Origin of the sequence: Streptomyces sp. NPDC006691, assembly GCF_042869955.1 — a bacterium.
In the GTDB taxonomy this organism is placed as follows: domain Bacteria; phylum Actinomycetota; class Actinomycetes; order Streptomycetales; family Streptomycetaceae; genus Streptomyces.
The window spans coordinates 97817-122250 of sequence record NZ_JBIAGW010000009.1 but is presented as its reverse complement, the minus strand read 5'-3'; the positions used below and the strand labels follow the sequence as shown (position 1 = coordinate 122250).

The following is a 24434-nucleotide window of genomic DNA, read 5'->3' as shown; positions in this document are numbered from 1 at the left end:
ATGGGATTCCATGTCGATTCCGAGACCGGGCGGCTGCGCCGCGTCATACTCCACCGGCCAGATCTGGAGCTGAAGCGGCTCACGCCCGGCAACAAGGACGCGTTGCTCTTCGACGACGTGCTGTGGGTGCGCCGGGCCAGACAGGAGCACGACGGCTTCGCGGACGTGCTCCGCGACCGGGGCGTGGAGGTGCACCTCTTCGGTGATCTGCTGCGTGAGTCGCTGGAGATCGCGCAGGCCCGGGCCCTCGTGCTCGACCGGGTCTTCGACGAGAAGGAGTACGGGCCGCTCGCCACGGACCATCTGCGGGCGGCCTTCGAGGAGCTGCCCGCCGCCGAGCTGGCGGAGGCGCTGGTCGGCGGGATGACCAAGCGGGAGTTCCTGGAGAGCCATCCGGAGCCGACGTCGGTGCGCTTCCACGCGATGGACCTGGACGACTTCCTGCTCGGCCCGCTGCCGAACCACCTGTTCACGCGGGACACCTCCGCCTGGATCTACGACGGTGTCTCGATCAATGCGATGCGCTGGCCGGCCCGGCAGCGCGAGACCGTGCACTTCGAGGCGATCTACCGCCACCATCCGCTGTTCAAGGGGCCGGAGGCGGGCCCGTTCAACATCTGGTCGCGCGGGCAGAGTGACTATCCCTCGACCATCGAGGGCGGTGACGTCCTGGTGATCGGGAACGGTGCCGTGCTGATCGGGATGAGCGAGCGGACCACCCCGCAGGCCGTGGAGATGCTGGCCCGCGGCCTGTTCGCGGCGGGCTCGGCGAAGACCATCGTGGCGCTGGACATGCCGAAGCGGCGGGCGTTCATGCACCTGGACACGGTGATGACGATGGTCGACGGCGAAACCTTCACCCAGTACGCGGGCCTCGGCATGCTGCGCTCGTACACGATCGAGCCGGGCGCGGGAGAGCAGGAGCTCAAGGTCACCGACCATCCGCCGGAGCACATGCACCGGGCGATCGCGGCGGCCCTCGGCCTGGACCGGATCCGGGTGCTGACCGCGACCCAGGACGTGCACTCGGCGCAGCGCGAGCAGTGGGACGACGGCTGCAACGTGCTGGCGGTGGAGCCGGGCGTGGTGGTGGCCTACGAGCGCAATGTCACGACCAACACACATCTGCGCAAGGAGGGCATCGAGGTGATCGAGATCCGGGGCAGTGAGCTGGGCCGGGGGAGGGGAGGCCCGCGCTGCATGAGCTGTCCGGTGGAACGCGATGCCGTATAGTGATGCGCTCATACGTATAGACTTCCAGTAGTGACTGGACGTCGTCGCTCATCGGACGCCGTCCCCGCCGTCCCCTATCCGTCCCCAGGAGCAGCCACCATGGCGATAGACCTCGCAGGCCGCCACTTCGTCAAGGAGCTGGATTTCACGGCCGAGGAGTTCCTCGGGCTCGTCTCGCTCGCCGCCGAACTCAAGGCCGCCAAGAAGGCGGGTGCCGAGGTGCAGCGGCTGCGCGGGCGCAATGTCGCGCTGATCTTCGAGAAGTCGTCGACCCGCACCCGCTGCTCCTTCGAGGTGGCCGCCGCCGACCAGGGCGCGTCGACGACGTACATCGACCCGGCCGGTTCGCACATCGGCAAGAAGGAGTCCGCGCGCGACACGGCTCGGGTCCTGGGCCGGATGTTCGACGCGATCGAGTTCCGGGGCGACGCCCAAGAGACGGTCGAGACCCTCGCCGCGCACGCCGGGGTGCCGGTCTACAACGGGCTGACCGACGACTGGCACCCCACCCAGATGCTCGCCGACGTCCTGACCGTCACCGAGCACAGCGACAAGCCGCTGGGCGAGGTCTCTTTCGCCTATCTGGGGGACGCCCGCTTCAACATGGGCAACTCCTACCTGGTCACCGGCGCCCTACTCGGGATGGACATCCGGATCGTGGCGCCCAGGGCGTACTGGCCGTCCGTGGAGATCCAGGCGCAGGCGCGCGAGGCGGCCGCGACGAGTGGCGCCCGCATCACGCTCACCGAGTCCGTCGAGGAGGGCGTGGCGGGAGCCGACTTCGTCGCCACCGATGTCTGGGTCTCGATGGGCGAGCCGCAGGAGATCTGGGCCGAGCGCATCAAGGCGCTCGCCCCGTACGCCGTGACCATGGACGTACTGCGCGCCACCGGCAAGCCGGGCGTCAAGTTCCTGCACTGCCTGCCCGCCTTCCACGACCTGGGCACCCAGGTCGGCCGCGAGATCCACGAGCGGTACGGCCTGACCGAGCTGGAGGTGAGCGACGAGGTCTTCGAGTCGGCGCACTCGGTCGTCTTCGACGAGGCGGAGAACCGGATGCACACGATCAAGGCGGTCATGGTCGCCACGCTCGGGGACGCCGCCGCGGTCGCCGGATAGGAATGCGCCCGATTGGGTGCACATACGGCGAGGTGGCTACTATGTCGCTTCTTGGTGGGGTCCGAGCTCGCACGCTCGGGCCCCGCTTTCTTTGTGCGCGGCCGCTGCCGGCCGCGCGGTACCAGCAGGAATGAGAACCACCCCATGCGGCGCCCCCACCTCGCCTCCCGCCCCGCCCCCCACCTGCGGATCAAATCGCCGCGGCAGCTGATCGCCGAATCCGGCACGGACCTCGAAGGCCATGGCCTGCGCCGCACCATGGGGCTCTTCCAGCTCGTGTGCTTCGGCGTCGGCGCGATCGTGGGCACCGGCATCTTCGTCGGGCTCTCCGACAGCGTCGCCAAGGCCGGGCCCGCCGTGGTCCTGTCCTTCGTCCTCGCCGCCGTCACCTGCGTCTTCACCGCGTTCTCCTTCGCCGAGCTGGGCGGCGCGATCCCGGTCTCCGGCTCCTCGTACTCCTTCGCGTACGCCACGCTCGGCGAGCGCACCGCGTTCCTGGTCGGCTGGTGCCTGCTCCTGGAGTACGGCGTCTCGGTGTCCGCGGTCGCCGTCGGCTGGAGCCAGTACCTCAACGAGCTCCTGAACAGCCTCGTCGGATGGCAGCTTCCGCACGCGCTGTCGGCGGGACCGGCCGACGGCGGTGTGGTGAACCTGCCGGCCGTCGTCGTCATCCTGCTCGCGGCGACCCTGCTGGTACGCGGGGTGCGGGAGAGCGCGCGGGCCACCGCCGCGATGGCCGTGCTCAAGATCGGGATCCTGCTGCTGTTCCTGGCGATCGCCTTCACGGCGTTCGAGGCCGGTCACCTCTCGCCGTTCGCGACCCATGGCGCGGGCGGGGTCACCGCGGGCGCGTCGCTGGCCTTCTTCTCGTACATCGGCTTCGACGCGATCACCACGGCCGGCGAGGAAGTGAAGGACCCGCGCAAGAACGTGCCGATAGCGATCATGATCTGCATCGGACTGGTCACCTTGCTGTACTGCGCGGTCGCCGTGGCCGCGATCGGCGGGCTCGGCGCGGACGCGGTGGGCGACAAGCCCGCGGCCCTCTCGCTGATCGTCAACCAGGTCACCCACTCCACGGTCGGCGGCGGTGTCATCGCGTTCGGCGCGGTCGTCGCCATCGCGTCCGTGGTGCTCGCCGTGATGTACGGGCAGACCCGGATCCTGATGTCGATGTCCCGCGACGGCCTGGTTCCCCGCGTCTTCGAGCGGGTCTCGCCGAAGACCGCGACGCCGGCCGCCAACACGTGGATCGTCGCGCTGGTCTTCGCGGTCCCGGCCGCGTTCGCCTCCCTGGACGCGGTGGTCAACCTGACCACCATCGGCACGCTCGCCGTCATGGCCGTGGTCAACATCGCGGTCATCGTCCTGCGCCGCGGTGAACCGGATCTGAAGCGCTCGTTCCGGGTGCCGCTGTATCCGGCGAGCCCGATCCTGGGCGTCGGCTTCTGCCTGTATCTGATGTACGGGACCGGCTGGGCGACCTGGCTCCAGTTCGCCGCCTTCCTGCTGGTCGGCTCGCTGGTGTACACCTGCTACGGCCGCGGCCGCTCGCGCCTGGCCGCTCCCGCGGCGCCGGGAGCGTAACCCGGACAGCACGTCGGCCGGGCCGGCCCGAGCGCGTCAGCTCGGCCGGCTCGGGAGGGTGAACCAGACCGCCTTGCCGTGGGCGGTGGGGCGGTGGCCGCAGGCCGAACTCAGGGTGCGGATGAGCAGCAGGCCCCGGCCGTGCTCCTGCCAGGGGTCGGGCGGTCCGCCCGCCCCGGGGGCCGAGAGATCGCCCGGCGGCAGCGGCGAGCGGTCGTGCACCTCCACCTGGCAGCCGGACGCGAGCAGCTCCACCACCAGCTCGATCGGCGCCCGGCCCGTGGTGTGCTCGACGGCGTTGGCGACCAGCTCGGCGGTGAGCAGCTCGGCCGTGTCGCTGTCGGCGGGCGCGTCGATGTCCGCGAGGGCGGTACGGACCAGGGCGCGGGCGATGGGCACCGCCGCCGTGGTGTGGGGGAGCGGGATGCGCCACACGGAGGGTGTGGTCTTCCGGTCGGGGCCGGAGGGCTTCGGCAAGGGGACTGTTCCGTTCGGGGCGCGAGAGTTCGGGGCGCGAGAGGGCGTCGGGTTGCGTGGGGTCGTCCTGCTTTCAACCTTACGAAGTCGGCTCGCGGGCCAGTAGGGGACCCCGACCGGGGCGGCCGGGCCCTGGGGCCACGGGTGCGCGGGACCTAGGGCCCGGGTGGGCCCGGAGCGCTTATCGCGTACTCGTGACGACGGTCACGTATGAGTGATACCTTCGTCGGGCAGGCAGCGCAAGCAGTGGCGGCACCTGCCGCCCCGCCGTAGGAGGCCGCCCGGATGAGCCCCTTTCCCAGCTCCGCGTCGCCCACCGAGAACTGGCGCCATCTGCGCCTGACGGTGACCGACGCAGTCGCCACCGTCACCCTGGCCCGGCCCGAGAAACTCAACGCGCTGACCTTCGGCGCCTATGCCGACCTGCGCGATCTGCTCGCCGAGCTGTCCCGGGAGCGTTCGGTGCGCGCCCTGGTCCTGGGCGGCGAGGGGCGCGGGTTCTGCTCGGGCGGCGACGTGGACGCCATCATCGGCGCCACCCTGGCGATGAACACCGCCGAACTCCTCGACTTCAACCGGATGACCGGCCAGGTCGTCCGGGCGATCCGCGAGTGCCCCTTCCCCGTGATCGCCGCGCTGCACGGCGTGGCCGCGGGCGCCGGCGCGGTGCTCGCCCTTGCCGCCGACTTCCGCATCGCCGACCCCACGGCCCGCTTCGCGTTCCTGTTCACCAAGGTGGGCCTGTCGGGCGGCGACATGGGAGCGGCCTATCTGCTGCCCCGCGTCGTCGGCCTCGGCCACGCCACCCGGCTGCTCATGCTCGGCGAGCCGGTACGCGCCCCCGAGGCCGAACGGATCGGTCTGCTCAGCGAGTTGACGGACGAGGGCCGCGCCGGCGAGCGCGCCGCCGAACTCGCCCGCCACCTGGCGGACGGCCCGGCCCTCGCCCACGCCCAGACCAAGGCGCTGCTCACCGCCGAACTGGACATGCCGCTCGCGGCCTCGGTGGAGCTGGACGCGGCGACCCAGGCCCTGCTGATGAACGGCGAGGACTACGCGGAATTCCACGCGGCCTTCACCGAGAAGCGGCCCCCGAAGTGGCAGGGGCGCTAGCGATGCCGGCCGGCGACGCCACACGCGCCCCGCTCAGGATCGCCGTGATCGGCGGCGGCCCCGGCGGCCTGTACGCGGCGGCCCTGCTCAAGCGGCTCGACCCGGCCCGCGAGATCACGCTGTGGGAGCGCAACGCACCCGACGACACCTTCGGCTTCGGTGTCGTGCTCTCCGACGAGACCCTCGGCGGTATCGAGCACGCCGACCCCGCCGTCTACCGGGCGCTGCGCGCCGAGTTCGTCCGCTGGGACGACATCGACATCGTGCACCGGGGCCGCACCCTCACCTCCGGCGGGCACGGCTTCGCCGCCCTCGGCCGGCGCCGGCTCCTGGAGATCCTGCACGAGCGCTGCCACGAGCTCGGCGTCGATCTGCGCTTTCGCGCCGAGGCGCCGCCCGCCGCCGAACTCGCCGCCGCCCACGACCTGGTGATCGCCGCCGACGGGGTGCACAGCCTGACCCGCGAGGCGCACGCCGCGCACTTCGCACCGCGGATCACCCAGCACCGCTGCCGCTACATCTGGCTCGCCGCCGACTTCGCGTTCGACGCCTTCCGCTTCGAGATCTCCGAGACCGAGCACGGCGTGATGCAGCTGCACGGCTACCCCTACGCCGCCGACGCCTCCACGGTCATCGTCGAGATGCGCGAGGAGGTCTGGGAGGCGGCCGGACTGGCCGCGCTCGACGAACGGGCCTCGGCCGAGAGCTGCGCCAAAATCTTCTCCGACGCCCTCGGCGGACGGCCCCTGCGCGGCAACAACTCCTCGTGGACCGCCTTCCGCACGGTCGTCAACGAGCGCTGGTCGTACGGCAATACGGTGCTGCTCGGCGACGCGGCGCACACCGCCCACTTCTCGATCGGTTCCGGCACCAAGCTCGCCGTCGAGGACGCCCTGGCGCTCGCCGCCTGCATCGAGGAACAGCCCGATCTGCCCGCGGCCCTCGGCGCGTACGAGAGCGAGCGCCGGCCCGTCGTCGCCTCCACGCAGCGCGCGGCCGCCGCCAGCCTGCGCTGGTTCGAGGACCTCGCGCGCTATCTCGACCAGCCCGCCCGGCAGTTCGCCTTCAACCTGCTCACCCGCAGCCGCCGGGTCACCCACGACAACCTGCGCCTGCGCGACCCCGGCTTCACCGACGCCGTGGAGCGCGAGTTCGGCTGCGAGCCGGGCACCCCGCCCATGTTCACCCCCTTCCGGCTGCGCGGCCTCGAACTGAAGAACCGCGTCGTGGTCTCGCCCATGGACATGTACTCCGCCGTGGACGGCGTCCCCGGCGACTTCCACCTCGTCCACCTCGGCGCCCGCGCGCTCGGCGGCGCGGGCCTGGTCATGACCGAGATGGTGTGCGTGAGCCCCGAAGGCCGCATCACACCGGGCTGCACCGGCCTGTACACCCCCGAACAGGCCGCCTCCTGGCGGCGGATCGTGGACTTCGTCCACACGCGGGCCCCCGGCACCGCCTTCGGCGTCCAGCTCGGCCACTCCGGCCGCAAGGGCTCGACCAGGCTGATGTGGGACGGCATGGACCAGCCGCTCGACACCGGCAACTGGCCCGTCGCCGCCGCCTCGCCCCTCCCGTACCTGCCCGGCGTCAGCCAGATCCCGCACGCCCTCGACCGCACGGAACTCGACGGGATCCGCGCGCAGTTCACGGCCGCGGCCCGCCGGGCCGCCGACTGCGGCTTCGACCTCCTCGAACTGCACTGCGCCCACGGCTACTTGCTCTCCGGTTTCCTCTCCCCCCTGACCAACCAACGGACGGACGGGTACGGCGGTTCCCTCGCGGCGCGCCTGCGCTTCCCGCTCGAAGTCTTCGACGCGGTGCGCGAGAGCTGGCCCGCCGAGCGGCCCCTGACCGTCCGCCTCTCCGCCACCGACTGGGCCGAGGGCGGTACCACCGCCGAGGACGCCGTCGAGATCGCCCGCGCCTTCGCCGCGCACGGCGCCGACGCCATCGACGTCTCCACCGGCCAGGTCGTCGCCGAGGAGCGCCCCGAGTTCGGCCGCTCCTACCAGACGCCGTACGCCGACCGGATCCGCAACGCGCTGTCCGTGCCCGTCGTCGCGGTGGGCGCCATCTCGTCGTGGGACGACGTCAACTCCCTGCTCCTGGCGGGCCGGACCGACCTGTGCGCGCTGGCCCGCCCGCACCTCTACGACCCGCACTGGACCCTGCACGCCGCCGCCGAGCAGGGCTACACCGGCCCCGGCGCGAGCTGGCCGCTGCCCTACCGCGCGGGCAGCCGCACCCCGCCGACCGGCCGCACGGACGCCCCCCGGCCGCGCCTCAGCCTGAACTGACGTCCCCGCCGGCGGCCGTGCGCGCTACCCCCGGCCGGGCAGGGCGCCGCGGACGAAGGCGCCGCCCGTCTCGCGCAGCAGCCCGTGCAGCGCGCCGAACACCTCGGCGGAGCGGGCGCCCGGCCAGTCGCGGGGCAGGAGTTCGGCGGGCAGGCCCGGGTCGGCGTAGGGGAGCCGGCGCCAGGAGTCGAGGGCGAGCAGGTAGTCCCGGTAGGCGGCCTCGGCATCGGCCGCGCCGGCGGCCGGGCGCGACTGCCAGGTGCGCAGCACCGGTTCGTGGCGGCCCAGGAAGTCCTCGTGCTGTTTGGCGATCGCGGGCAGGTCCCACCAGCGGGCGACGGCCTCGGCGGTGGGCGCGAAGCCGAGGTGCTCGCCCCTGAACAGATCGACGTAGGGGGCGAGTTGGAGCCGCTCCAGGGTGTGCCGGGTCTCGTCGTACAGCCTGGCCGGGGCGAGCCACACCCCCGGGGCCGCAGTGCCGAAGCCGAGCCCCGCCAGGCGCGAGCGCAGGACGTGCCGCCTGCTGCGCTCGGATTCGGGGACGGAGAACACCGCGAGCACCCAGCCGTCGGCGGTCCCCGTCGCCGGCCGTGCGTAGATGCGCCGGTCGCCGTCGTCCAGGAGCTGGCGGGCGTCGGCCGACAGGGCGTAGCCGGCCGCGCCCGCCGCGGTGGGCCGGGCCTCCAGGAGCCCGCGCCGTTTGAGCCGGGACACCGACGAGCGCACGGAGGGCGCGTCGACGCCGACCACCGCGAGCAGCCGGATCAGTTCGGCCACCGCGAGGGAGCCGGAGGTCTCGCGCCCGTAGGCGCCGTACAGGGTCACGATCAGAGATCGGGGAGTGTGCTGCTCGGCCACGCGATCACTCTAGTTCCCGCAGCCGGAAGCGCTGGAGCTTGCCGGTGGGTGTACGCGGCAGGGCATCCAGGAAGACGATCTCGCGCGGGCACTTGTAGGGCACGAGTTCCCGCTTGACGAAGTCGCGCAGCAGCTCCCCGGTGTCCTCGTCGCGCGGCGCGTCCGGCATCAACACGCAGTAGGCGACGGCCACTTGACCGCGTCGCTCGTCGGGGCGCCCGACCACGGCGGCCTCCGTGACGAGCGGGTGGCGCAGCAGGGCGTCCTCGACCTCGGGGCCCGCGATGTTGAACCCGGCGGAAATGATCATGTCGTCGGCCCGGGCCACGTACCGGAACCAGCCGTCGCCGTCACGCACATACGTGTCACCGGTGATGTTCCAGCCGTCGCGGACGTAGACCCGCTGGCGTTCGTCGGCGAGGTAGCGGCAGCCGACCGGGCCGCGCACGGCGAGCAGCCCGGGCTCGCCGTCGGGCACCGGCTGCCCCTGGGCGTCGACCACACGGGCCTGCCAGCCCGGAACGGGACGCCCGGTGGTGCCGGGCCGGATGTCGTCGTCCGCCGCCGAGATGAAGATGTGCAGCAGTTCCGTGGCGCCGATCCCGTTGATGACGCGCAGCCCGGTGCGCTCCTCCCAGGCCCGCCAGGTCGCCTCCGGGAGGTTCTCACCGGCGGACACACAGCGGCGCAGGGCGCTCAGGTCGTACGCGTCGAGCTCGTCCAGCATCGTGCGGTAGGCGGTCGGCGCGGTGAACAGGACGGACACCCGGTGCTCAGCGAGGGCGGGCAACAGCTGCTTGGGGCCCGCCTGTTCGAGCAGCAGGGACGAAGCGCCGGCCCGCAGGGGAAAGATGACCAGACCGCCGAGCCCGAAGGTGAAGCCGAGCGGGGGGCTGCCCGCGAAGAGGTCGTCGGGCGTGGACTTGAGGACCTGTGCCGCGAAGGTGTCCGCGATGGCGAGGACATCGCGGTGGAAGTGCATACAGCCCTTGGGGCGTCCGGTGGTGCCCGAGGTGAACGCGATCAGCGCGACGTCGTCGGCCGAGGTGTCCACCGCCGCGAACCGCGCGGCGGGCGCGTCCTTGACCCGGTTCAGGAGGTCGCCGGGCCCGTCGCCCCCGTACGCCGTGATCCTCAGGCCCGGTGCCTCGGCCCGCTCCAGGTCGGCCAGGACGCGGGCGTCGCACAAGGCGTGGCTGATCCGCGCGATCGAGCACATGACGCCCAGTTCGTGGGCGCGCTGCTGGGCCAGCACGGTGACGGCGACCGCGCCCGCCTTCATCACCGCGAGCCAGCACGCGGCCAGCCACGGTGTGGTGGGCCCACGCAGCAGCACCCGGTTGCCGGGCACCACGCCGAGCTCCCCGGTCAGGACGTGGGCGATCCGGTCGACCCGGTCGCGCAGTTCCCGGTACGTCCAGACCTCACCCGCGCCGGTGCGGAAGGCGGGGCGGTCGGGGCCGAAGCGCTCGATCGTGGTGTCCAGGAGTTCGGCGCCGCAGTTGAGCCGCTCGGGGTAGTGCGGCCCCGGCGGCCCGAGGACCAGGCGCGGCCACTGGTCGGCGGGCGGCAGGTGGTCGCGGGGAAAGGTGTCGGCGTGCGCTGAGTTCTTCAGCTCCATACGGGATCGCCCCCTTGTCGCCTCTGGAGCGTATCGTTTGGATGACGACAGTCAACAGTTCGCGATAGGGCGGTCCCGGTGGTTGTCGCGGCCGAGTGGGAGAGTCGGAACCCGAGTCGGAAAGGGGTGGCCATGCCCGGATTCGCGCTGGCGCCGGACCAGCTGGAGTGGTGCGGGGAACTGCGGGTGCTCGCGGGGGCGCGGCTGCGCCCCCTTGCGGACAAGGGTGAGCCAGGCCGGGTGAACCGGCCACTCGTCGAGGCGCTCGGCGAGCACGGGCTGCTCGCCCGGCTCTTCGCGTCCGGCGCGCTCGATCTGTGCCTGATGCGCGAGTCGCTGGCGTACGCGTGCACCGAGGCGGAGACCGCGCTCGCCCTCCAGGGTCTCGGCGCGCACCCGGTCGCCGCGTACGGGACGCCGGCGCAGCGCGAGCGCTGGCTGCCCGGGGTGACGGCGGGCCGCGCGGTCGCCGCGTTCGCGCTGAGCGAGCCGGACGCGGGCTCGGACGCGGCGGCGCTGAGCCTCAACGCCGCCCAGGAAGGCGGGAGTTGGCGGCTGACCGGCGAGAAGTGCTGGATCTCCAACGCCCCCGAGGCCGACTTCTACACCGTCTTCGCCCGCACCACGCCGGACGCGGGCGCGCGCGGCGTCACCGCCTTCCTGGTCCCCGCCGACCGTCCCGGCCTGAGCGGCACCCCGCTCGACCTGCTCTCCCCGCACGCCATCGGCAGCCTCGACTTTGACGGCGTCCCGGTGGGCCCGGACGACATCCTGGGGGAGCGGGACCGGGGCTTCACGGTGGCCATGAACACGCTCAACCTCTTCCGGCCCAGCGTCGGGGCGTTCGCCGTCGGCATGGCGCAGGCGGCGCTCGACGCCACCCTCGCCCACACCGCGCACCGCACCGCGTTCGGCGGCCCCCTCAAGGACCTCCAGGCCGTCGCCCACCAGGTCGCCGACATGGCGACCCGCACCGAGGCCGCCCGGCTCCTGGTGTACGCGGCGGCCGAGGCGTACGACCGGGGGGAGGCGGGCATCGCGCGCGGCTCGGCCATGGCGAAGCTCTTCGCCACCGAGGCGGCGCAGTTCGTCGTGGACGCGGCCGTCCAGCTCCACGGTGCCCGCGCGCTGCGACGCGGGCACCTCCTCGAACACCTCTACCGCGAGGTCCGGGCGCCCCGCATCTACGAGGGCGCCAGCGAAGTGCAGCGCACGATCATCGCGAAGGAGCTGTACCGGTGAGCCTGGAGCGGGTGAACCCCGCCGGGCTGTCCCCGGCGACCGGCTTCAGCCACGCCGTCGTCGCCACGGGCTCGCGCCTGGTCTTCCTCGCCGGACAGACCGCGCTGGACGGGGCCGGCAAGGTGGTGGGCGCCACGCTGCCCGAGCAGTTCCGTACCGCGCTGACCAACCTCCTGGCGGCGCTGGCGGAGGCCGGGGGAACGCCGGCCGATCTGGCCCGGGTCACCGTGTACGCCACGGATGTCGGTGACTACCGGGAGCGGGCCCGCGAACTGGGCGCGATCTGGCGGGAGTTGGCGGGCCGCGACTATCCGGCGATGGCGGTGATCGGCGCGGTGCGCCTGTGGGACAGCGAGGCCCTGGTCGAACTGGACGGGTTCGCGGTCCTGGAGTAGGCCCTGGAGTAGGCCCTGGAGGAGGGAGCCGGTTCCGAGGGAGTGCCGGTTCCGAGGGGGTGCCGGTTTCGAGGGGGTGCCGGTCCGTGGCGGGCGCCGCTCACACGGACCCCGGCGCGCCCTCCTCCAGCAGGCCTCCCATCCACTCCTCGATCCCCGCCACCGACCTCGGCAGCGCACCCGACATCAGCCGGGCCCCGCTCGGCGTGATCACGAGGTCGTCCTCGATGCGCACGCCGAGACCGCGCAGTTCGGGCGGCAGGGTCTCGTCGTCCGCCTGGAGGTAGAGGCCGGGCTCGACGGTGAGGACCTGGCCCGCCTCCAGCGCGCCGTCGAGGTAGGTGCCGGCGCGGGCCTTCGCGCAGTCGTGCACGTCCAGGCCGAGCATGTGCCCGCTGCCGCACAGCGTGTAGCGCCGGTGCAGCTCGCCCGAGGCGCTCTTCAGCACGCCCCACTCGGCGAGCCCCTCAGCGATCACGGCCATCGCGGCCCGGTGGAAGTCGCGGAAGGCGGCACCGGGCCGCAGTGCCGCGATGCCCGCGTCCTGCGCCGCCAGGACCAGCTCGTACACCTGGCGCTGGACGGGGGAGAAGCGGCCGGACAGCGGGAGGGTGCGGGTGATGTCGGCCGTGTAGAGGGTGTCGGTCTCCACGCCCGCGTCGAGCAGGAGCAGCTCGCGCGGGTCGAGTCGTCCGTCGTTGCGGATCCAGTGCAGCACACAGGCGTGGGCCCCGGACGCGGCGATCGTCTCGTACCCGGTGCCGTTGCCCTCGGCGCGGGCCCGCGTCCCGAAGACGCCTTCGAGCAGCCGCTCGCCCCGCGCATGGGCAAGGGCGCGCGGCAGGGCGCGTACGACGTCCTCGAAGCCCGCCGTGGTGTGGTCGACGGCGAGCTGGAGCTGCGCCACTTCCCAGGCGTCCTTGATGAGCCGCAACTCGCTGAGCACGGAGCCCAGTTCGGGGTCGTCGGCGGCGTCGCGGCCCGGCGGGAGGGCGGCCGGCTCGTCCAGGGGGACGCAGCGGATGCCCGTGAGGCGTTCGGTCTCGGCGAGTCCGGGGCGCCGGCCCACCCAGAACTCGCCGTAGCGGCGGTCGCGGTAGAACGCCTCGTCGCCTTCGCCGCGCGGCGAGCGCGCCCGTACGTGGAGGACGGCCTCGTGGCCGGAGCCCGAAGGCTCCAGGACCAGGATGTGCCCCGGCTGGTCCTCGCCGGTGAGGCCGGTCAGCCAGGCGTAGGCGCTGTGCGGGCGGAAGCGGTGGTCGCAGTCGTTGGAGCGGACCCGCAACCCGCCTGCGGGCACGATCAGCCGCTCGCCCGGGAAGCACGCGGAAAGGCGCGCCCGACGGGCCTCCATGGCCTCGAACCCGGGCACCCGGGTGCCCTCGGGCCGTGGCGTCGGGGCCCAGCCGCCGCTCATGAAGGCGGCGAGCTCGGGGCCGACGGGAAGATCATGACTGCCGGTGTTGAGTCGTGCGGGGCGCTCGGCCATCGGGTCTCCCGGGGTGGGTGCGGTGAAGGCGGGCGAGTGGGGGTGGGTGAGGGCGCATCGGGGCTAGGGCAGTGCAATTTCACATTACTATGTCACGCTCCGCCAGCCCGCCGGGCGGTCGCTGATCCCCAACGGGGCCCGGCGGGACGGTCATTGACGTCGCGGGCGCCCTGGTCGCAACCCTTGTGGGGCGGCACGACACCTCAGTAAAATGTCACACACCACACTAGGGAGTCCTGCCATGACGTCCACCGCACCCCCGCGCATCCGCCCCTGGCACGGAATGCTCGTCGCCACCGCGCTGCCCCTGCGCTCCGATCTCTCCGTCGACTTCAACTCCTATGCCCAGCACGTGCGTTGGCTGATCGACAGCGGCTGTGACGGCGTCGTGCCGAACGGCTCGCTCGGCGAATACCAGACCCTGTCCGACGAGGAGCGGGCCCGCGTCGTGCACACCGCCGTCGAGGCGGCGGGCGACGGCGACCGCGTGATGGCGGGCGTCGCGGCCTACGGCAGCGCGGAGTCCCGCCGCTGGGCGGAGCAGGCGGCCGGCGCGGGCGCGGGCTCGGTGCTGCTGCTCCCGCCGAACGCCTACCGCGCCGACGAGCGCTCGGTGCGCGCCCACTACGCCGAGGTCGCCAAGGCGGGGCTGCCCGTCGTCGCCTACAACAACCCGTACGACACCAAGGTCGACCTGACCCCCGTGCTGCTCGCCCAGCTCTACGCCGACGGCAGCATCGTCGCCGTCAAGGAGTTCAGCGGCGATGTCCGGCGGGCCTACGAGATCGCCGAACTCGCCCCGGAACTGGACCTGTTGGCGGGCGCCGACGATGTCCTCCTGGAGCTGGCCCTGGCCGGTGCGGCCGGCTGGATCGCCGGTTACCCCAACGCGCTGCCCGTCGCCTGTGCCCAGCTCTACCACGCGGCCGTCGCCGGTGACCTCGCCACCGCCCGGCCCCTCTACCGGGCGCTGCACCCACTGCTGCGCTGGGACTCCAAGACCGAGTTCGTCCAGGCCATCAAGCTCTCCATGGACCTGGCGGGCCGCCCCGGCGGGCCCGTGCGTCCGCCCCGCCAGCCGCTCACCGCGGACCAGGACGCCGTGGTGCGCGCCGCCACCGAGAAGGCGCTCGCCGAAGGCCACAAGTAGCCTGCCAGGGAGGAAGGTCCATGCGGACCCGACACGTCTACCACGCGGTCGACTCGCACACCGAGGGCATGCCGACCCGCGTCATCACCGGCGGTCTCGGCGTCGTTCCCGGCGCCACCATGGCCGAGCGGCGGCGGTACTTCATGGAACACCTCGACCACGTCCGTACCCTCCTGATGTACGAGCCGCGCGGCCACGCCTCGATGAGCGGCGCGATCCTCCAGCCGCCGACCCGCCCCGACGCGGACTACGGCGTCCTGTACATCGAGGTCTCCGGTGTGCTCCCGATGTGCGGGCACGGCACGATCGGCGTGGCCACGGTGCTGGTGGAGACCGGCATGGTCGAGGTCACCGAGCCCGTCACCACCGTGCGTCTGGACACCCCGGCGGGCCTGGTGAGCGTGGACGTACGGGTCGAGGACGGCGAGGCCCGCGCGGTCACCCTGACCAACGTCCCGGCGTTCTGCCCGGCGCTCGACCGCAAGGTGACCGTGCCCCGATTCGGCACGGTCACCTACGACTTGGCCTACGGCGGCAACTTCTACGCCTTCGTCGAACTCGACGCGCTCGGGCTGCCCCTCGCGCGCGAGCGCAAGGACGAACTGCTCGCCGCCGGGCTCGCGATCATGGACGCCATCAACGCGGCCGAGCCGCCCGTGCACCCCGAGAACCCGGAGATCGCCGGGGTGAAGCACGTCTACCTCGCGGCCCCGGGCTCGGACGCGACGCGTTCGCGGCACGCCATGGCCATCCACCCCGGGTGGTTCGACCGCTCGCCGTGCGGCACCGGCACCTCCGCGCGCATGGCCCAGCTGCACGCGCGCGGTGAGCTGCCCCTGCACCGGGACTTCACCAACGAGTCGTTCATCGGGACGGAGTTCACCGGCCGCCTCGTCGCCGAAACGTCGGTCGGCCGGCTCCCCGCGGTGATACCCACGGTCACCGGCCGGGCCTGGATCACGGGCACGGCCCAGTACTTCCTGGACCCGTCCGACCCGTTCCCGGCCGGTTTCCTGCTGTGACCGGGGAGAGAACCGCGGGCGGGGTCAGGGGCGTTCGGTGAGGTAGCCGCCCATCGAGGTGAAGTACTCGGCCGCGGGAAGCTCCCGGCCGTCCTCGGTCCGTACCCGGGTGACGGCCAGGCCGTGGTTGCGGCCGGTGCGGGCGTCGGCCCCGGCGACGATCACCACGCCGTCGCCCTCGCGGTAGAAGATCCGGCCCGGGGTGCCGCCGTACCGGCCCTCGGACACGACGGCGGCGAGCACCTCCAGGCGCTTGCCCCGGTGGAAGGTGAAGGCCGCCGGGTACGGGGCGGACTGGGCGCGTACCAGGCGCTCCAAGTCCTCGGCGGGCCAGGACCAGTTGATCCGGATGTCCTCCTCGGCCCGCTTGTGGAAGAAGGTGGCCTGCGACCGGTCCTGCTGCGTGAACCCGGTCCGGCCGGAGGCGATCAGGTCGAGGGCGCCGATGGTGACCGGGGCGATGAGGTCGACCGTCTTGTGGAACAGGTCGGTCGCGGTGTCCCTCGGGCCGACGGCGACCGACTCCTGCCGCACGATGTCCCCGGCGTCGAGCACCTCGTCCATCAGGTGGGCCGTCACCCCGACTTCGGACTCGCCGTTGATGAGCGCCCAGATCAGCGGCGAGAAGCCGGCGTACTTGGGCAGCAGCGAGTCGTGCACGTTGAGAGTGCCGTGCGGGGGCAGGGTGTAGATGCGCGGCGGTATCCAGGTGCGCCAGTTGTTGGCGACGATGATGTCCGGGTCCGCCTCCTTGAGCAGCTGGAAGAGCTCCTCGTCGTCGGGGCGGTTGCGGATGACGACCGGAACGCCGTGTTCTTCGGCGAGTTCGGCGACCGAGTCGCTCCAGATCTTCTCGTAGGCGTGCTCGCTCTTGGGGTGGGTCACGACCATCACGACGTCGTGCTCGGAGTCCAGGAGCGCCTTCAGGGTGCGATGGCCCCAGGTCTGATAGCCGAACATGACGACCCGCATCGGGGTTCCTCCTCAGAAGAGCGAAACAATCAGGGCCAAGTAAAGCAAGGCTTACCTAACATCGCAACGAGGCCGATTCCGGGGCCGATTGACCCGGAGGTGGGCTCTGTGTCGCTTTTGTCCGGTCGACAGCCTTGCCAGGATCAGGTTAGCCTCACCTAAGTTCCACTCGGCTGCCGGTCACCGGTGCGCCTGGACTCCCCCTTTCCCCACCTCCGACACGACGCCCCACCGGCGACTGTCCCGCACGAACGGGAGTGACATGTCACAGGCTCTTCCTGGCGACGCACCAGTGATCCACGATCTGATCGGCATCGGCTTCGGCCCGTCGAACGTGGCCATGGCGATCGCGCTGAGCGAGCACAACGCGCGCGTCGGGAGGCAGGAGGCGGTCACCGCTCACTTCTTCGAGCAGCAGCCGGGCTTCGGATGGCACCGGGGGATGCTCATCGACGACGCGACGATGCAAGTGTCCTTCATGAAGGACCTGGTGACGCTGCGGAACCCGACCAGTGAGTACAGCTTCCTCTGCTACTTGCAGAGCAGGGGACGCCTGATCGACTTCGTCAACCACAAGAACCTGTTCCCGCTCCGGGTCGAGTTCCACGACTACTTCGAGTGGGCCGCGGCGAAGGTCGACGACCTGGTCTCCTACGGCCACCAGGTCGTCTCCGTCGAACCCGTCCTGCGCGACGGCGTGGTGGAGTACGTCGACGTGACGGCCCGGTCCGGCGACGAGGTCGTCACGCACCGCGCCCGCAACCTCATCGTCGGCACCGGACTGCGCCCGGTCATGCCCGAGGGCATCGAGCGGACCGACCGCGTCTGGCACAACTCGGACCTCCTGAAGAAGATCGACGCCCTGGAGGGCACCGACCCCCGGCGCTTCGTCGTCGTCGGCGCCGGCCAGAGCGCCGCCGAGAACGTGGCCTATCTGCACCGCCGCTTCCCCGAGGCCGAGATCTGCGCGGTCTTCTCGCGCTACGGCTACAGCCCGGCGGACGACAGCAGCTTCGCCAACCGCATCTTCGACCCGCAGGCGGTGGACGAGTACTTCACGGCGCCGGAGGACGTCAAGCGCCGGCTGATGGGCTACCACGGGAACACCAACTACTCCGTGGTGGACATCGACCTCATCGACGACCTGTACCGGCAGGCGTACCAGGAGAAGGTCCTCGGGGCCGAGCGGCTGCGCTTCCTGAACATCTCGCGCCTCACCGGCGTGGAGGAGACCCCCGACGGGGTCCGTGCCACCGTCACGTCCCTGGTCACCGGCGAGCAGAGCGTGGTGGACGCCGACGTCGTCGTCTGCGCCACCGGGTACCTCCAGGCCGACGGCCTGGGCCTGCTCGGCGGGGTGGCCGATCGGTGCCACCGCGACGAGCAGGGGCGCGTCCGCGTCGAGCGCGACTACCGGGTGGCGACCGACCCCGGACTGCGCTGCGGCATCTACCTCCAGGGCGGCACCGAGCACACCCACGGCATCACCTCGTCCCTGCTGTCCAACACCGCGATACGTGTCGGCGAGATCCTGGACTCGATCCTCGACCGCGGCCTCACGGAAGCGGCCGGCGGGGCGCGGCCCGTCGCGGGAGCGGCCGGCGGTGTGCCCCAGCCGGCCCGCTGACCGGACCTCCCGACCGTTGCCGTGCCCGCGGTGTGCTCCGTACCGCCGGGCACGGCACCGGTGTGTACGCACCCCGCATGAGAAAGGAACGCCCGTGCCCCCACGTACGCGCCGCCGGGCCGCCGGCCCGGCCACCGGCAGGGACGAGGTGCCCGACCGGCCCGGTGTCCCGGCCGGTGCGGCCGCAACTCCCGTGAGCTCCGCGTCGGTCGGACGGCGGTCGCCGGCCGGGATCGCCGGGGCCCGGCGCCGGCGGATCGTGGGCCTGGCCGTCGTCGTCGCGGTCCTCGTGGTCGCCGCGGTGGTCTCCATCGCCGTGGGCGCGCGCGCGTTGAGCCCGGCCGAGGTGTGGCACGGGCTGTTCTCGGGAGCGGACGCCGACCAGAGGACCACCGACATCCGGCTCATCGTGCAGACCGTGCGGGTACCCCGCACGGTGCTCGCCGTCGTGGCGGGCATCGCACTGGGCGTCGGCGGTGCGCTGATCCAGGGGTTCACCCGCAACCCCATCGCCGACACCGGCCTGTTGGGGGTCAACACCGGCGCCTCGTTCGCCGTCGTGACGGCGATCTCCCTGCTCGGGCTCACCGACCCGTTCCAGTACCTCTGGTTCGCCTTCCTGGGGGCCGCACTCGCCGGCGTCGTCGTGTTCGGGCTCTCCAGCATCGGCCGGGGCGCCGGCAATCCGCTCACCCTCGCCCTGGCCGGGCAGGGGGTCACCGTGTTCCTGGCGGCGATGACGACCGCGGTCGCCCTGTCGGACAAGGCGGCCCTGAACGCCCTGCGGTTCTGGAACGCCGGCTCGGTGGCCGGTGTCCCGTTCCGCGTCATCTGGCCGGTGACCGCGTTCGTCGTCGTCGGTCTCGTGCTGGCCCTGGCCGTGCTGCCCTCCGTGAACCTGCTCAACCTGGGCGACGACGTGGCGCGCGGCCTCGGCGTGAACATCGCGCTCATCCGGACCGTCGGGATCCTCGCCGTCACCCTGCTCGCGGGCGCGGCCACCGCGGCGTGCGGACCCATCGCCTTCCTCGGGCTCATGGTGGCGCACGTGGCCCGGTACCTGGCGGGGCCCGACTACCGCTGGCTGGTGCCGTACGCGGGTCTGCTCGGCGCGGTCGTCCTGCTGGTCTGCGACATCGTGGGACGCGTGGTGGTGCGCCCGGGCGAGCTGGACGCCGGTGTCCTCGTCGCCCTCCTGGGCGCCCCCTTCTTCGCGGCCCTGGTCCTGCGAGGAAAGTTCAAGAGCGCATGAACACACGACAGCGCAGGAACACACGACAGCGCGTGCAGCACACAACCGTGGTGCGGCCGGCGGTGACGCCGGGGGTGCGGCTCGGCCGGGTGTCGTTCGTCTGGCGGCCCCGGGTCGCGCTGGTCACGCTGCTCCTGACGGCGGCGGCGTTCCTGGTCTTCTGCGTCTCCATCGCTGTGGGGGACTTCCCCATCGGGCTGCCCAAGGTCGTCGCCTCGCTCTTCGGCGGGGGCGAGCAGGTCGACCGGTTCGTGATCATGGACCTGCGGATGCCGAGGGCCCTGGCCGGGCTCGTCGTGGGGATCGCGCTCGGCGTGTCCGGAGCACTCACCCAGTCCATCGCCCGCAACCCGCTGGCCAGTCCGGACATCCTGGGCATCACCGGCGGCGCGAGCGCGGTCGCGGTGTTCCTGGTGACGGTGTCGGGCGGGGCCGCGACCGCGGTGACCGGATCCCTCGGGCTGTCCGGGGCGGCACTCGCGGGCGGTCTGCTCACCGGACTTCTGGTGTACTTCCTGGCGTGGCGGCGCGGAGTCGACGGCTTCCGGCTCATCCTCATCGGCATCTCGGTGAGCGCCGTGGCGCAGGCGGTCACGACCTGGCTCCTGGTCACCGCCGACATCAAGGACGTGGCGCGGGCCCAGGCGTGGCTGGTCGGCTCGCTGGACAACCGGTCCTGGGACGAGGTGGGGGTGGCCCTGTGGGGGACCCTCGCCGTGCTGGCCGTCGTGGCGTGCGTCGCCTTCCAGTTCAAGCCCCTGCACTTCGGCGACGACGTGGCCGCGGGTCTCGGCGTCCGGTACTCCCTGGTGCGGGCCGTCCTGCTGCTGTGCGCGGTGCTGCTCGCCGGGTTCGCGGTGAGCGCGGCGGGTCCGGTGCCGTTCGTGGCGATGGTGGCCCCCCAGGTGGCGATGCGTCTGACGAGGCATCCGACACCGCCGGTGGTGGCCTCGGGAACGGTCGGGGCGCTGTTGCTGATCGGCTCGGACCTCGTCGCGCGCACCGCCCTGCCGATCACCCTGCCGGTCGGCGTGGTCACCGCCGCGATCGGCGGCCCCTTCCTCGTCCACCTCCTGGTGCGGGCGAACCGCCGTTAGATGGTAGAAAGGTTAGGCAAGCCTAATTAGAGGGGGAGCCATGGCCGTTGAGTACATCACCGCGATCGAGCCCGGGGTTGCCGCCGTTCCGCGTCTCGCGGCCAGGGGCGTCACGGTCGGGTACGGCGACCGGACCGTCATCGACGACCTCGACGTGACGATCCCGCCGGGCGTGGTGACCACGATCATCGGGCCCAACGGGTGTGGAAAGTCAACCCTGTTGAGGACGCTGACGCGGCTGCTCAAGCCCACGTCGGGGTCGGTCGTCCTGGACGGTGAGGACATCGCCCGGCTCCGGACCCGGGACGTGGCCAAGAAGCTCGGGCTGCTGCCGCAGTCGCCGGTCGCGCCGGAGGGCCTGACCGTGGCCGACCTGGTCGCCAGGGGCCGCCACCCGCACCAGAGTTGGCTGCGCCAGTGGTCCTCCGACGACGTCTCCGTCGTCGAGCGCGCGCTGGCCCTGACCGGCGTCTCCGACCTGGCCGACCGCCCGGTCGACTCGCTCTCCGGGGGCCAGCGCCAGCGCGCCTGGATCTCGATGACGCTGGCTCAGGGCACCGACCTGCTGCTTCTTGACGAGCCCACCACCTATCTGGACCTGGCGCACGCCATCGACGTACTCGACCTGGTGGACGACCTGCACGAGTCGGGCTGCACGGTCGTCATGGTCCTGCACGATCTGAACCTGGCCACGCGCTACAGCGACAACCTCATCGTGATGAAGGCGGGTTCGGTCCTCGCGCAGGGCCACCCGCGGGACGTGGTGACCCCCGAGCTGCTCCACGAGGCGTTCGGCCTGCGGGCCCGGGTGGTCGCCGATCCGGTGGGCGACCGGCCGCTGATCGTGCCGATCGGCCGCACCCATGTGCCGGGTCTGGGCGACTGACTCCCCTCCCTTCTGGAACTTAGGCTAGGCTTGCCTTACTTAGGCAGGTCAAGGTCTCCCTGCCCCGCTGTGGGGCCGCGGTGGACCGTACGAAAGCAAGGGATTCCGGATGCTCCTCGACCGAACGACCCGTATGAAGTCCTGGCGGCGGCTGGCGGCGACCGTGTCCGTCGCGGCTCTCGGCGTGGGGGTGCTGGCGGGCTGCGGTTCCGACGCGAAGGACGGGAGCGCGGGCGACGGCACCAACGCCCCCGCCGCCTCGGGTGCGTTCCCGGTCACCGTGGAGCACGCGTTCGGATCCACCAAGGTCGACAAGGCGCCCAAGCGGGTCGTGACCGTCGGCTACACCGACGACCAGGACGTCCTCGCGCTCGGCGTCAAGCCCGTCGGCATGGTCGACCAGTACCCGAACCCGGCCGGCCAGAGCCCCGACATCAACACGCAGTGGCCCTGGGTGAAGGACAAGTGGGGCAGCGCCAAGCCCGACGTCATCATGAACAACGGCGACGCGGGCCCCAACTTCGAGAAGATCGCGGCCCTGCGGCCCGACCTGATCGTCGCGGTCTACTCCGAGATCGACAAGACCGCCTACGACAAGCTCTCCAAGATCGCCCCGACGGTCGCCCGCACGAAGACCGAGAAGGAGCCGTTCAGCGCTCCGTGGCAGGACAACGCCCTCCACATCGCGAAGGCGCTCGGCAAGGCCGACGAGGGCAAGCAGCTGGTCCAGGGCATCCAGGACAAGCTCGCCGGGGTCAAGAAGGCGCACCCCGAGTTCGCCGGCCAGACCGCCGTCGCGCTGTCCTGGTACAAGAACGCGGTCACGCCGTTCACCACCAAGGACGTACGCGGCCAGCTCCTGAGCGGTATGGGCTTCAAGGGCCAGACCGGGATCGACAAGATCGCCGGGTCCGACTTCTCCACGCAGCTCTCGCCGGAGCGCATGGACCTGGTCGACGTCGACCGCGTCTTCGCCATCAACGACAAGGCCGACACCGAAGCCCTCAAGAAGGACAAGCTCTTCTCCAACCTGAAGGTCGCCAAGGCCAACAAGGTCTCCTACCTGCTCGACAGCGAGGGCCCGGCGGCCGGCGCGGCGATGTCGCAGGCCACCCTGCTTTCCCTGCCGTACGCGATCGACCAGCTCGTCAAGTCGGTCGGCCAGGCGTGAGTGCCACCGACACACGCCCCGCCCCAGCCACCTTGCGCACCACGGGCGGCCGGGAGGCGGCCCGGTGGGTCGTGGCGAAGTGCCGCGACAAGCCCTGGCTGACGGCCGCCACCGTGTTCAGTACGGTGGCGGGGGCGGCGCTCCAGATGCTCCCGGTGCTCCTGCTCGGCCGGGTGGTCGACGGAGTGGTCGGGGGGCAGCCGCGCTCGGCCCTGGTCACGACAGGGGTGGTGATGGTGGCCGCCGCGCTCCTCGGCGCGGCGGCCACCGCCGTGTCCACCTGCCTGATCGGACGGCTCGGCGCCGATCTGCTCGCCCAGCTGCGCGAAGGCGCCGTCCGGGCGGTCCTCGGGATGCCCATCGCCCGGGTCGAACAGGTGGGCCGCGGCGATGTCCTGTCCCGGGTCGGCGACGATGTCGCGGTCCTGTCCAAGGGCATCCGTTCGGCCATCCCCACGGTGTTCTCGGCGGGCATCCTGGTGGCCGTCGCCACCCTCGGCATGTTCGGGCTCGACTGGCGCCTCGGCCTCGCGGGGGCGTGCGCCCTGCCCGCCTACGCGCTGGCCCTGCGCTGGTACCTGCCGCGCTCCGCCCCGCTCTACCGCAGACAGCGGCTCGCCCAGGCCGATCGCGCCCAGGCGCTGATCAGCGGTCTGAACGGCATCGACACGGTGCGGGCGTACCGCCTGGAGGGCGCGTTCCGCGAGAAGGTGGCCGTCGACTCGAAGCGGGTACGCGACTACGGGATCGAGGTGTTCCGCTTCTTCGGCCGGTTCGTCGGCCGGGAGAACCGGGCCGAGTTCATCGGCCTGGTGCTGATCCTCGTGGTGGGCTTCGTCCTCCTGGAGACCGGTTCCGCGAGCCTCGGTGACGTATCGGCGGCCCCGCTGGTGTTCCACCGCCTGTTCACTCCGCTCGGCGCGATCATGTTCACCTTCGACGAGGCGCAGAAGTCGGGCGCGAGCCTGACCCGGCTCGTCGGGGTGCTGACCGAGCCGGCGGCGGAGCGACTCGTGGGGGAGACCGACTCCGTTCCACGGCACGGCACTTCGTACGCGGTGACGGTGGAGGGTCTGACGTTCTCCTACCCCGGCACCGATGAACCGGTCCTGCGGGACGTCGGGTTGACGATCCCGGCCGGGGGCTCCCTGGCCCTGGTGGGGGCGACGGGCGCGGGCAAGACGACGCTGGCCGCGCTCATCGCCGGCATCGAGACCCCGCAGTCCGGCTCGGTGCGCATCGGGTCGGCCGATCTCGCCGGGCTGGACGAGGTCGGGGCGCGGGCGCTGGTGAGCGTCCTGACCCAGGAGACCCATGTCTTCTCCGGTCCGCTCGCCGACGACCTGAGGCTCGCCGCTCCGGCCGCGACCGACGCCGAACTCACCGAAGCGCTGCGCACGGTGGGCGCCGACGGATGGGTCGAGGCGCTCCCCGACGGCCTCTACACGACGGTCGGCGAGGGCGGTGAGCGTCTCGACGGCATGAAGGTCGCCCATGTGGCCCTCGCCCGGCTCGTGCTGGGCCGGGCGCCGGTGGTGGTGCTCGACGAGTCGACGGCGGAGGCGGGCAGCGAGGGCGCCGCCGAGCTGGAGCGTGCGGTTCAGGCCGCCTGCGCCGGCCGCACCACGCTGTTCGTGGCCCACCGTCTGACCCAGGCGATGGCCGCCGACCGGATCGCCGTCCTGGACGCGGGACAGGTCGTGGAGCAGGGCACGCACGACGAGTTGGTGGCCCTGGGCGGCCGTTACGCGCGGCTCTGGAGGGCCTGGAGAGAGGGTAGTTAGGTAACCCTAATTTAGGTTAGGGTTACCTTCGTGCCTTGG

At 72.0% G+C, this 24434-nt stretch carries 20 protein-coding genes; 15 read left to right on the top strand and 5 right to left on the bottom strand.

Annotated elements, in window-relative coordinates; translation table 11 throughout:
* The 3 genes from ACFYNP_RS21165 to ACFYNP_RS21155 all read left to right on the top strand — a co-directional run bounded on the left by ACFYNP_RS21165 (position 1) and on the right by ACFYNP_RS21155 (position 3939).
* Complete coding sequence (locus ACFYNP_RS21165; RefSeq protein WP_388417511.1) at positions 1 to 1233, top strand: arginine deiminase; 1233 nt, start codon at positions 1 to 3, stop codon at positions 1231 to 1233.
* A gap of 99 nt (positions 1234 to 1332) precedes the next feature.
* Positions 1333 to 2352 (top strand): ornithine carbamoyltransferase, encoded by a 1020-nt coding sequence (gene argF, locus ACFYNP_RS21160; protein ID WP_388417514.1) that lies wholly within the window; start codon positions 1333 to 1335, stop codon positions 2350 to 2352.
* Positions 2353 to 2496: 144 nt separating this feature from the next.
* Complete coding sequence (locus tag ACFYNP_RS21155) at positions 2497 to 3939, top strand: amino acid permease (protein WP_388417517.1); 1443 nt, start codon at positions 2497 to 2499, stop codon at positions 3937 to 3939.
* A gap of 36 nt (positions 3940 to 3975) precedes the next feature.
* Here the strand turns inward: ACFYNP_RS21155 and ACFYNP_RS21150 are convergent, their stop codons facing one another.
* Positions 3976 to 4416 (bottom strand): ATP-binding protein, encoded by a 441-nt coding sequence (locus tag ACFYNP_RS21150; RefSeq protein ID WP_388417521.1) that lies wholly within the window; start codon positions 4414 to 4416, stop codon positions 3976 to 3978.
* A gap of 285 nt (positions 4417 to 4701) precedes the next feature.
* Between ACFYNP_RS21150 and ACFYNP_RS21145 the strand changes: the two genes are divergently transcribed.
* Entirely contained in the window at positions 4702 to 5529 is an 828-nt protein-coding gene (locus ACFYNP_RS21145; RefSeq protein WP_388417524.1) for an enoyl-CoA hydratase family protein, read from the top strand.
* 2 nt (positions 5530 to 5531) lie between these two features.
* Positions 5532 to 7829 (top strand): bifunctional salicylyl-CoA 5-hydroxylase/oxidoreductase, encoded by a 2298-nt coding sequence (locus ACFYNP_RS21140; protein WP_388787188.1) that lies wholly within the window; start codon positions 5532 to 5534, stop codon positions 7827 to 7829.
* A gap of 24 nt (positions 7830 to 7853) precedes the next feature.
* Here the strand turns inward: ACFYNP_RS21140 and ACFYNP_RS21135 are convergent, their stop codons facing one another.
* Both ACFYNP_RS21135 and ACFYNP_RS21130 read right to left on the bottom strand, forming a co-directional pair.
* The gene (locus ACFYNP_RS21135; RefSeq protein ID WP_388787186.1) at positions 7854 to 8687 is read right to left on the bottom strand and encodes a PaaX family transcriptional regulator C-terminal domain-containing protein; all 834 of its coding nucleotides are present in this window, start codon (positions 8685 to 8687) and stop codon (positions 7854 to 7856) included.
* Positions 8688 to 8691: 4 nt separating this feature from the next.
* Positions 8692 to 10308 (bottom strand): AMP-binding protein, encoded by a 1617-nt coding sequence (locus ACFYNP_RS21130; protein ID WP_388787183.1) that lies wholly within the window; start codon positions 10306 to 10308, stop codon positions 8692 to 8694.
* A gap of 132 nt (positions 10309 to 10440) precedes the next feature.
* On the opposite strand from ACFYNP_RS21130, the gene ACFYNP_RS21125 reads away from it, so the two are divergent.
* Together ACFYNP_RS21125 and ACFYNP_RS21120 are read left to right on the top strand one after the other, a co-directional pair.
* On the top strand, positions 10441 to 11550 hold the full coding sequence (locus tag ACFYNP_RS21125) for an acyl-CoA dehydrogenase family protein (protein ID WP_388417536.1): 1110 nt from the start codon (positions 10441 to 10443) through the stop codon (positions 11548 to 11550).
* Positions 11547 to 11945 carry a RidA family protein gene (locus ACFYNP_RS21120; protein WP_388787180.1) on the top strand — a complete coding sequence of 133 codons (399 nt, stop codon included), beginning with the start codon at positions 11547 to 11549 and terminating at the stop codon, positions 11943 to 11945. The genes ACFYNP_RS21125 and ACFYNP_RS21120 overlap by 4 nt, the downstream gene beginning before the upstream one ends.
* Before the next feature lie 100 nt (positions 11946 to 12045).
* On the opposite strand, the gene ACFYNP_RS21115 is transcribed toward ACFYNP_RS21120, so the two are convergent.
* Positions 12046 to 13434, bottom strand: coding sequence for an aminopeptidase P family protein (locus tag ACFYNP_RS21115; RefSeq protein WP_388787176.1), 1389 nt, complete (start codon positions 13432 to 13434; stop codon positions 12046 to 12048).
* Positions 13435 to 13675: 241 nt separating this feature from the next.
* Between ACFYNP_RS21115 and ACFYNP_RS21110 the strand changes: the two genes are divergently transcribed.
* A complete protein-coding gene (locus ACFYNP_RS21110) occupies positions 13676 to 14584 on the top strand; it encodes a dihydrodipicolinate synthase family protein (protein ID WP_388787173.1) in 909 nt (302 codons plus the stop codon).
* A gap of 20 nt (positions 14585 to 14604) precedes the next feature.
* Positions 14605 to 15606 carry a proline racemase family protein gene (locus ACFYNP_RS21105; protein ID WP_388787170.1) on the top strand — a complete coding sequence of 334 codons (1002 nt, stop codon included), beginning with the start codon at positions 14605 to 14607 and terminating at the stop codon, positions 15604 to 15606.
* Between the two features lie 24 nt (positions 15607 to 15630).
* Here ACFYNP_RS21105 and ACFYNP_RS21100 read toward each other — a convergent pair whose 3' ends face one another.
* Positions 15631 to 16578, bottom strand: coding sequence for a methionyl-tRNA formyltransferase (locus tag ACFYNP_RS21100; protein WP_388417548.1), 948 nt, complete (start codon positions 16576 to 16578; stop codon positions 15631 to 15633).
* Between the two features lie 262 nt (positions 16579 to 16840).
* Here ACFYNP_RS21100 and ACFYNP_RS21095 point away from each other — a divergent pair, with 262 nt between their 5' ends.
* The 6 genes from ACFYNP_RS21095 to ACFYNP_RS21070 all read left to right on the top strand — a co-directional run bounded on the left by ACFYNP_RS21095 (position 16841) and on the right by ACFYNP_RS21070 (position 24395).
* Positions 16841 to 18205 (top strand): lysine N(6)-hydroxylase/L-ornithine N(5)-oxygenase family protein, encoded by a 1365-nt coding sequence (locus tag ACFYNP_RS21095; protein ID WP_388417551.1) that lies wholly within the window; start codon positions 16841 to 16843, stop codon positions 18203 to 18205.
* A 193-nt stretch (positions 18206 to 18398) separates the two neighbouring features.
* Positions 18399 to 19457, top strand: a complete 1059-nt coding sequence (locus tag ACFYNP_RS21090; protein WP_388787383.1) for a FecCD family ABC transporter permease — start codon at positions 18399 to 18401, stop codon at positions 19455 to 19457.
* Entirely contained in the window at positions 19454 to 20554 is a 1101-nt protein-coding gene (locus ACFYNP_RS21085; RefSeq protein WP_388787167.1) for a FecCD family ABC transporter permease, read from the top strand. The genes ACFYNP_RS21090 and ACFYNP_RS21085 overlap by 4 nt, the downstream gene beginning before the upstream one ends.
* Before the next feature lie 40 nt (positions 20555 to 20594).
* Positions 20595 to 21440, top strand: coding sequence for an ABC transporter ATP-binding protein (locus ACFYNP_RS21080; RefSeq protein WP_388417557.1), 846 nt, complete (start codon positions 20595 to 20597; stop codon positions 21438 to 21440).
* Positions 21441 to 21549: 109 nt separating this feature from the next.
* A complete protein-coding gene (locus ACFYNP_RS21075) occupies positions 21550 to 22611 on the top strand; it encodes an iron-siderophore ABC transporter substrate-binding protein (RefSeq protein WP_388417560.1) in 1062 nt (353 codons plus the stop codon).
* Complete coding sequence (locus tag ACFYNP_RS21070; protein ID WP_388787164.1) at positions 22608 to 24395, top strand: ABC transporter ATP-binding protein; 1788 nt, start codon at positions 22608 to 22610, stop codon at positions 24393 to 24395. The genes ACFYNP_RS21075 and ACFYNP_RS21070 overlap by 4 nt, the downstream gene beginning before the upstream one ends.
* Positions 24396 to 24434 lie beyond the last annotated feature (39 nt).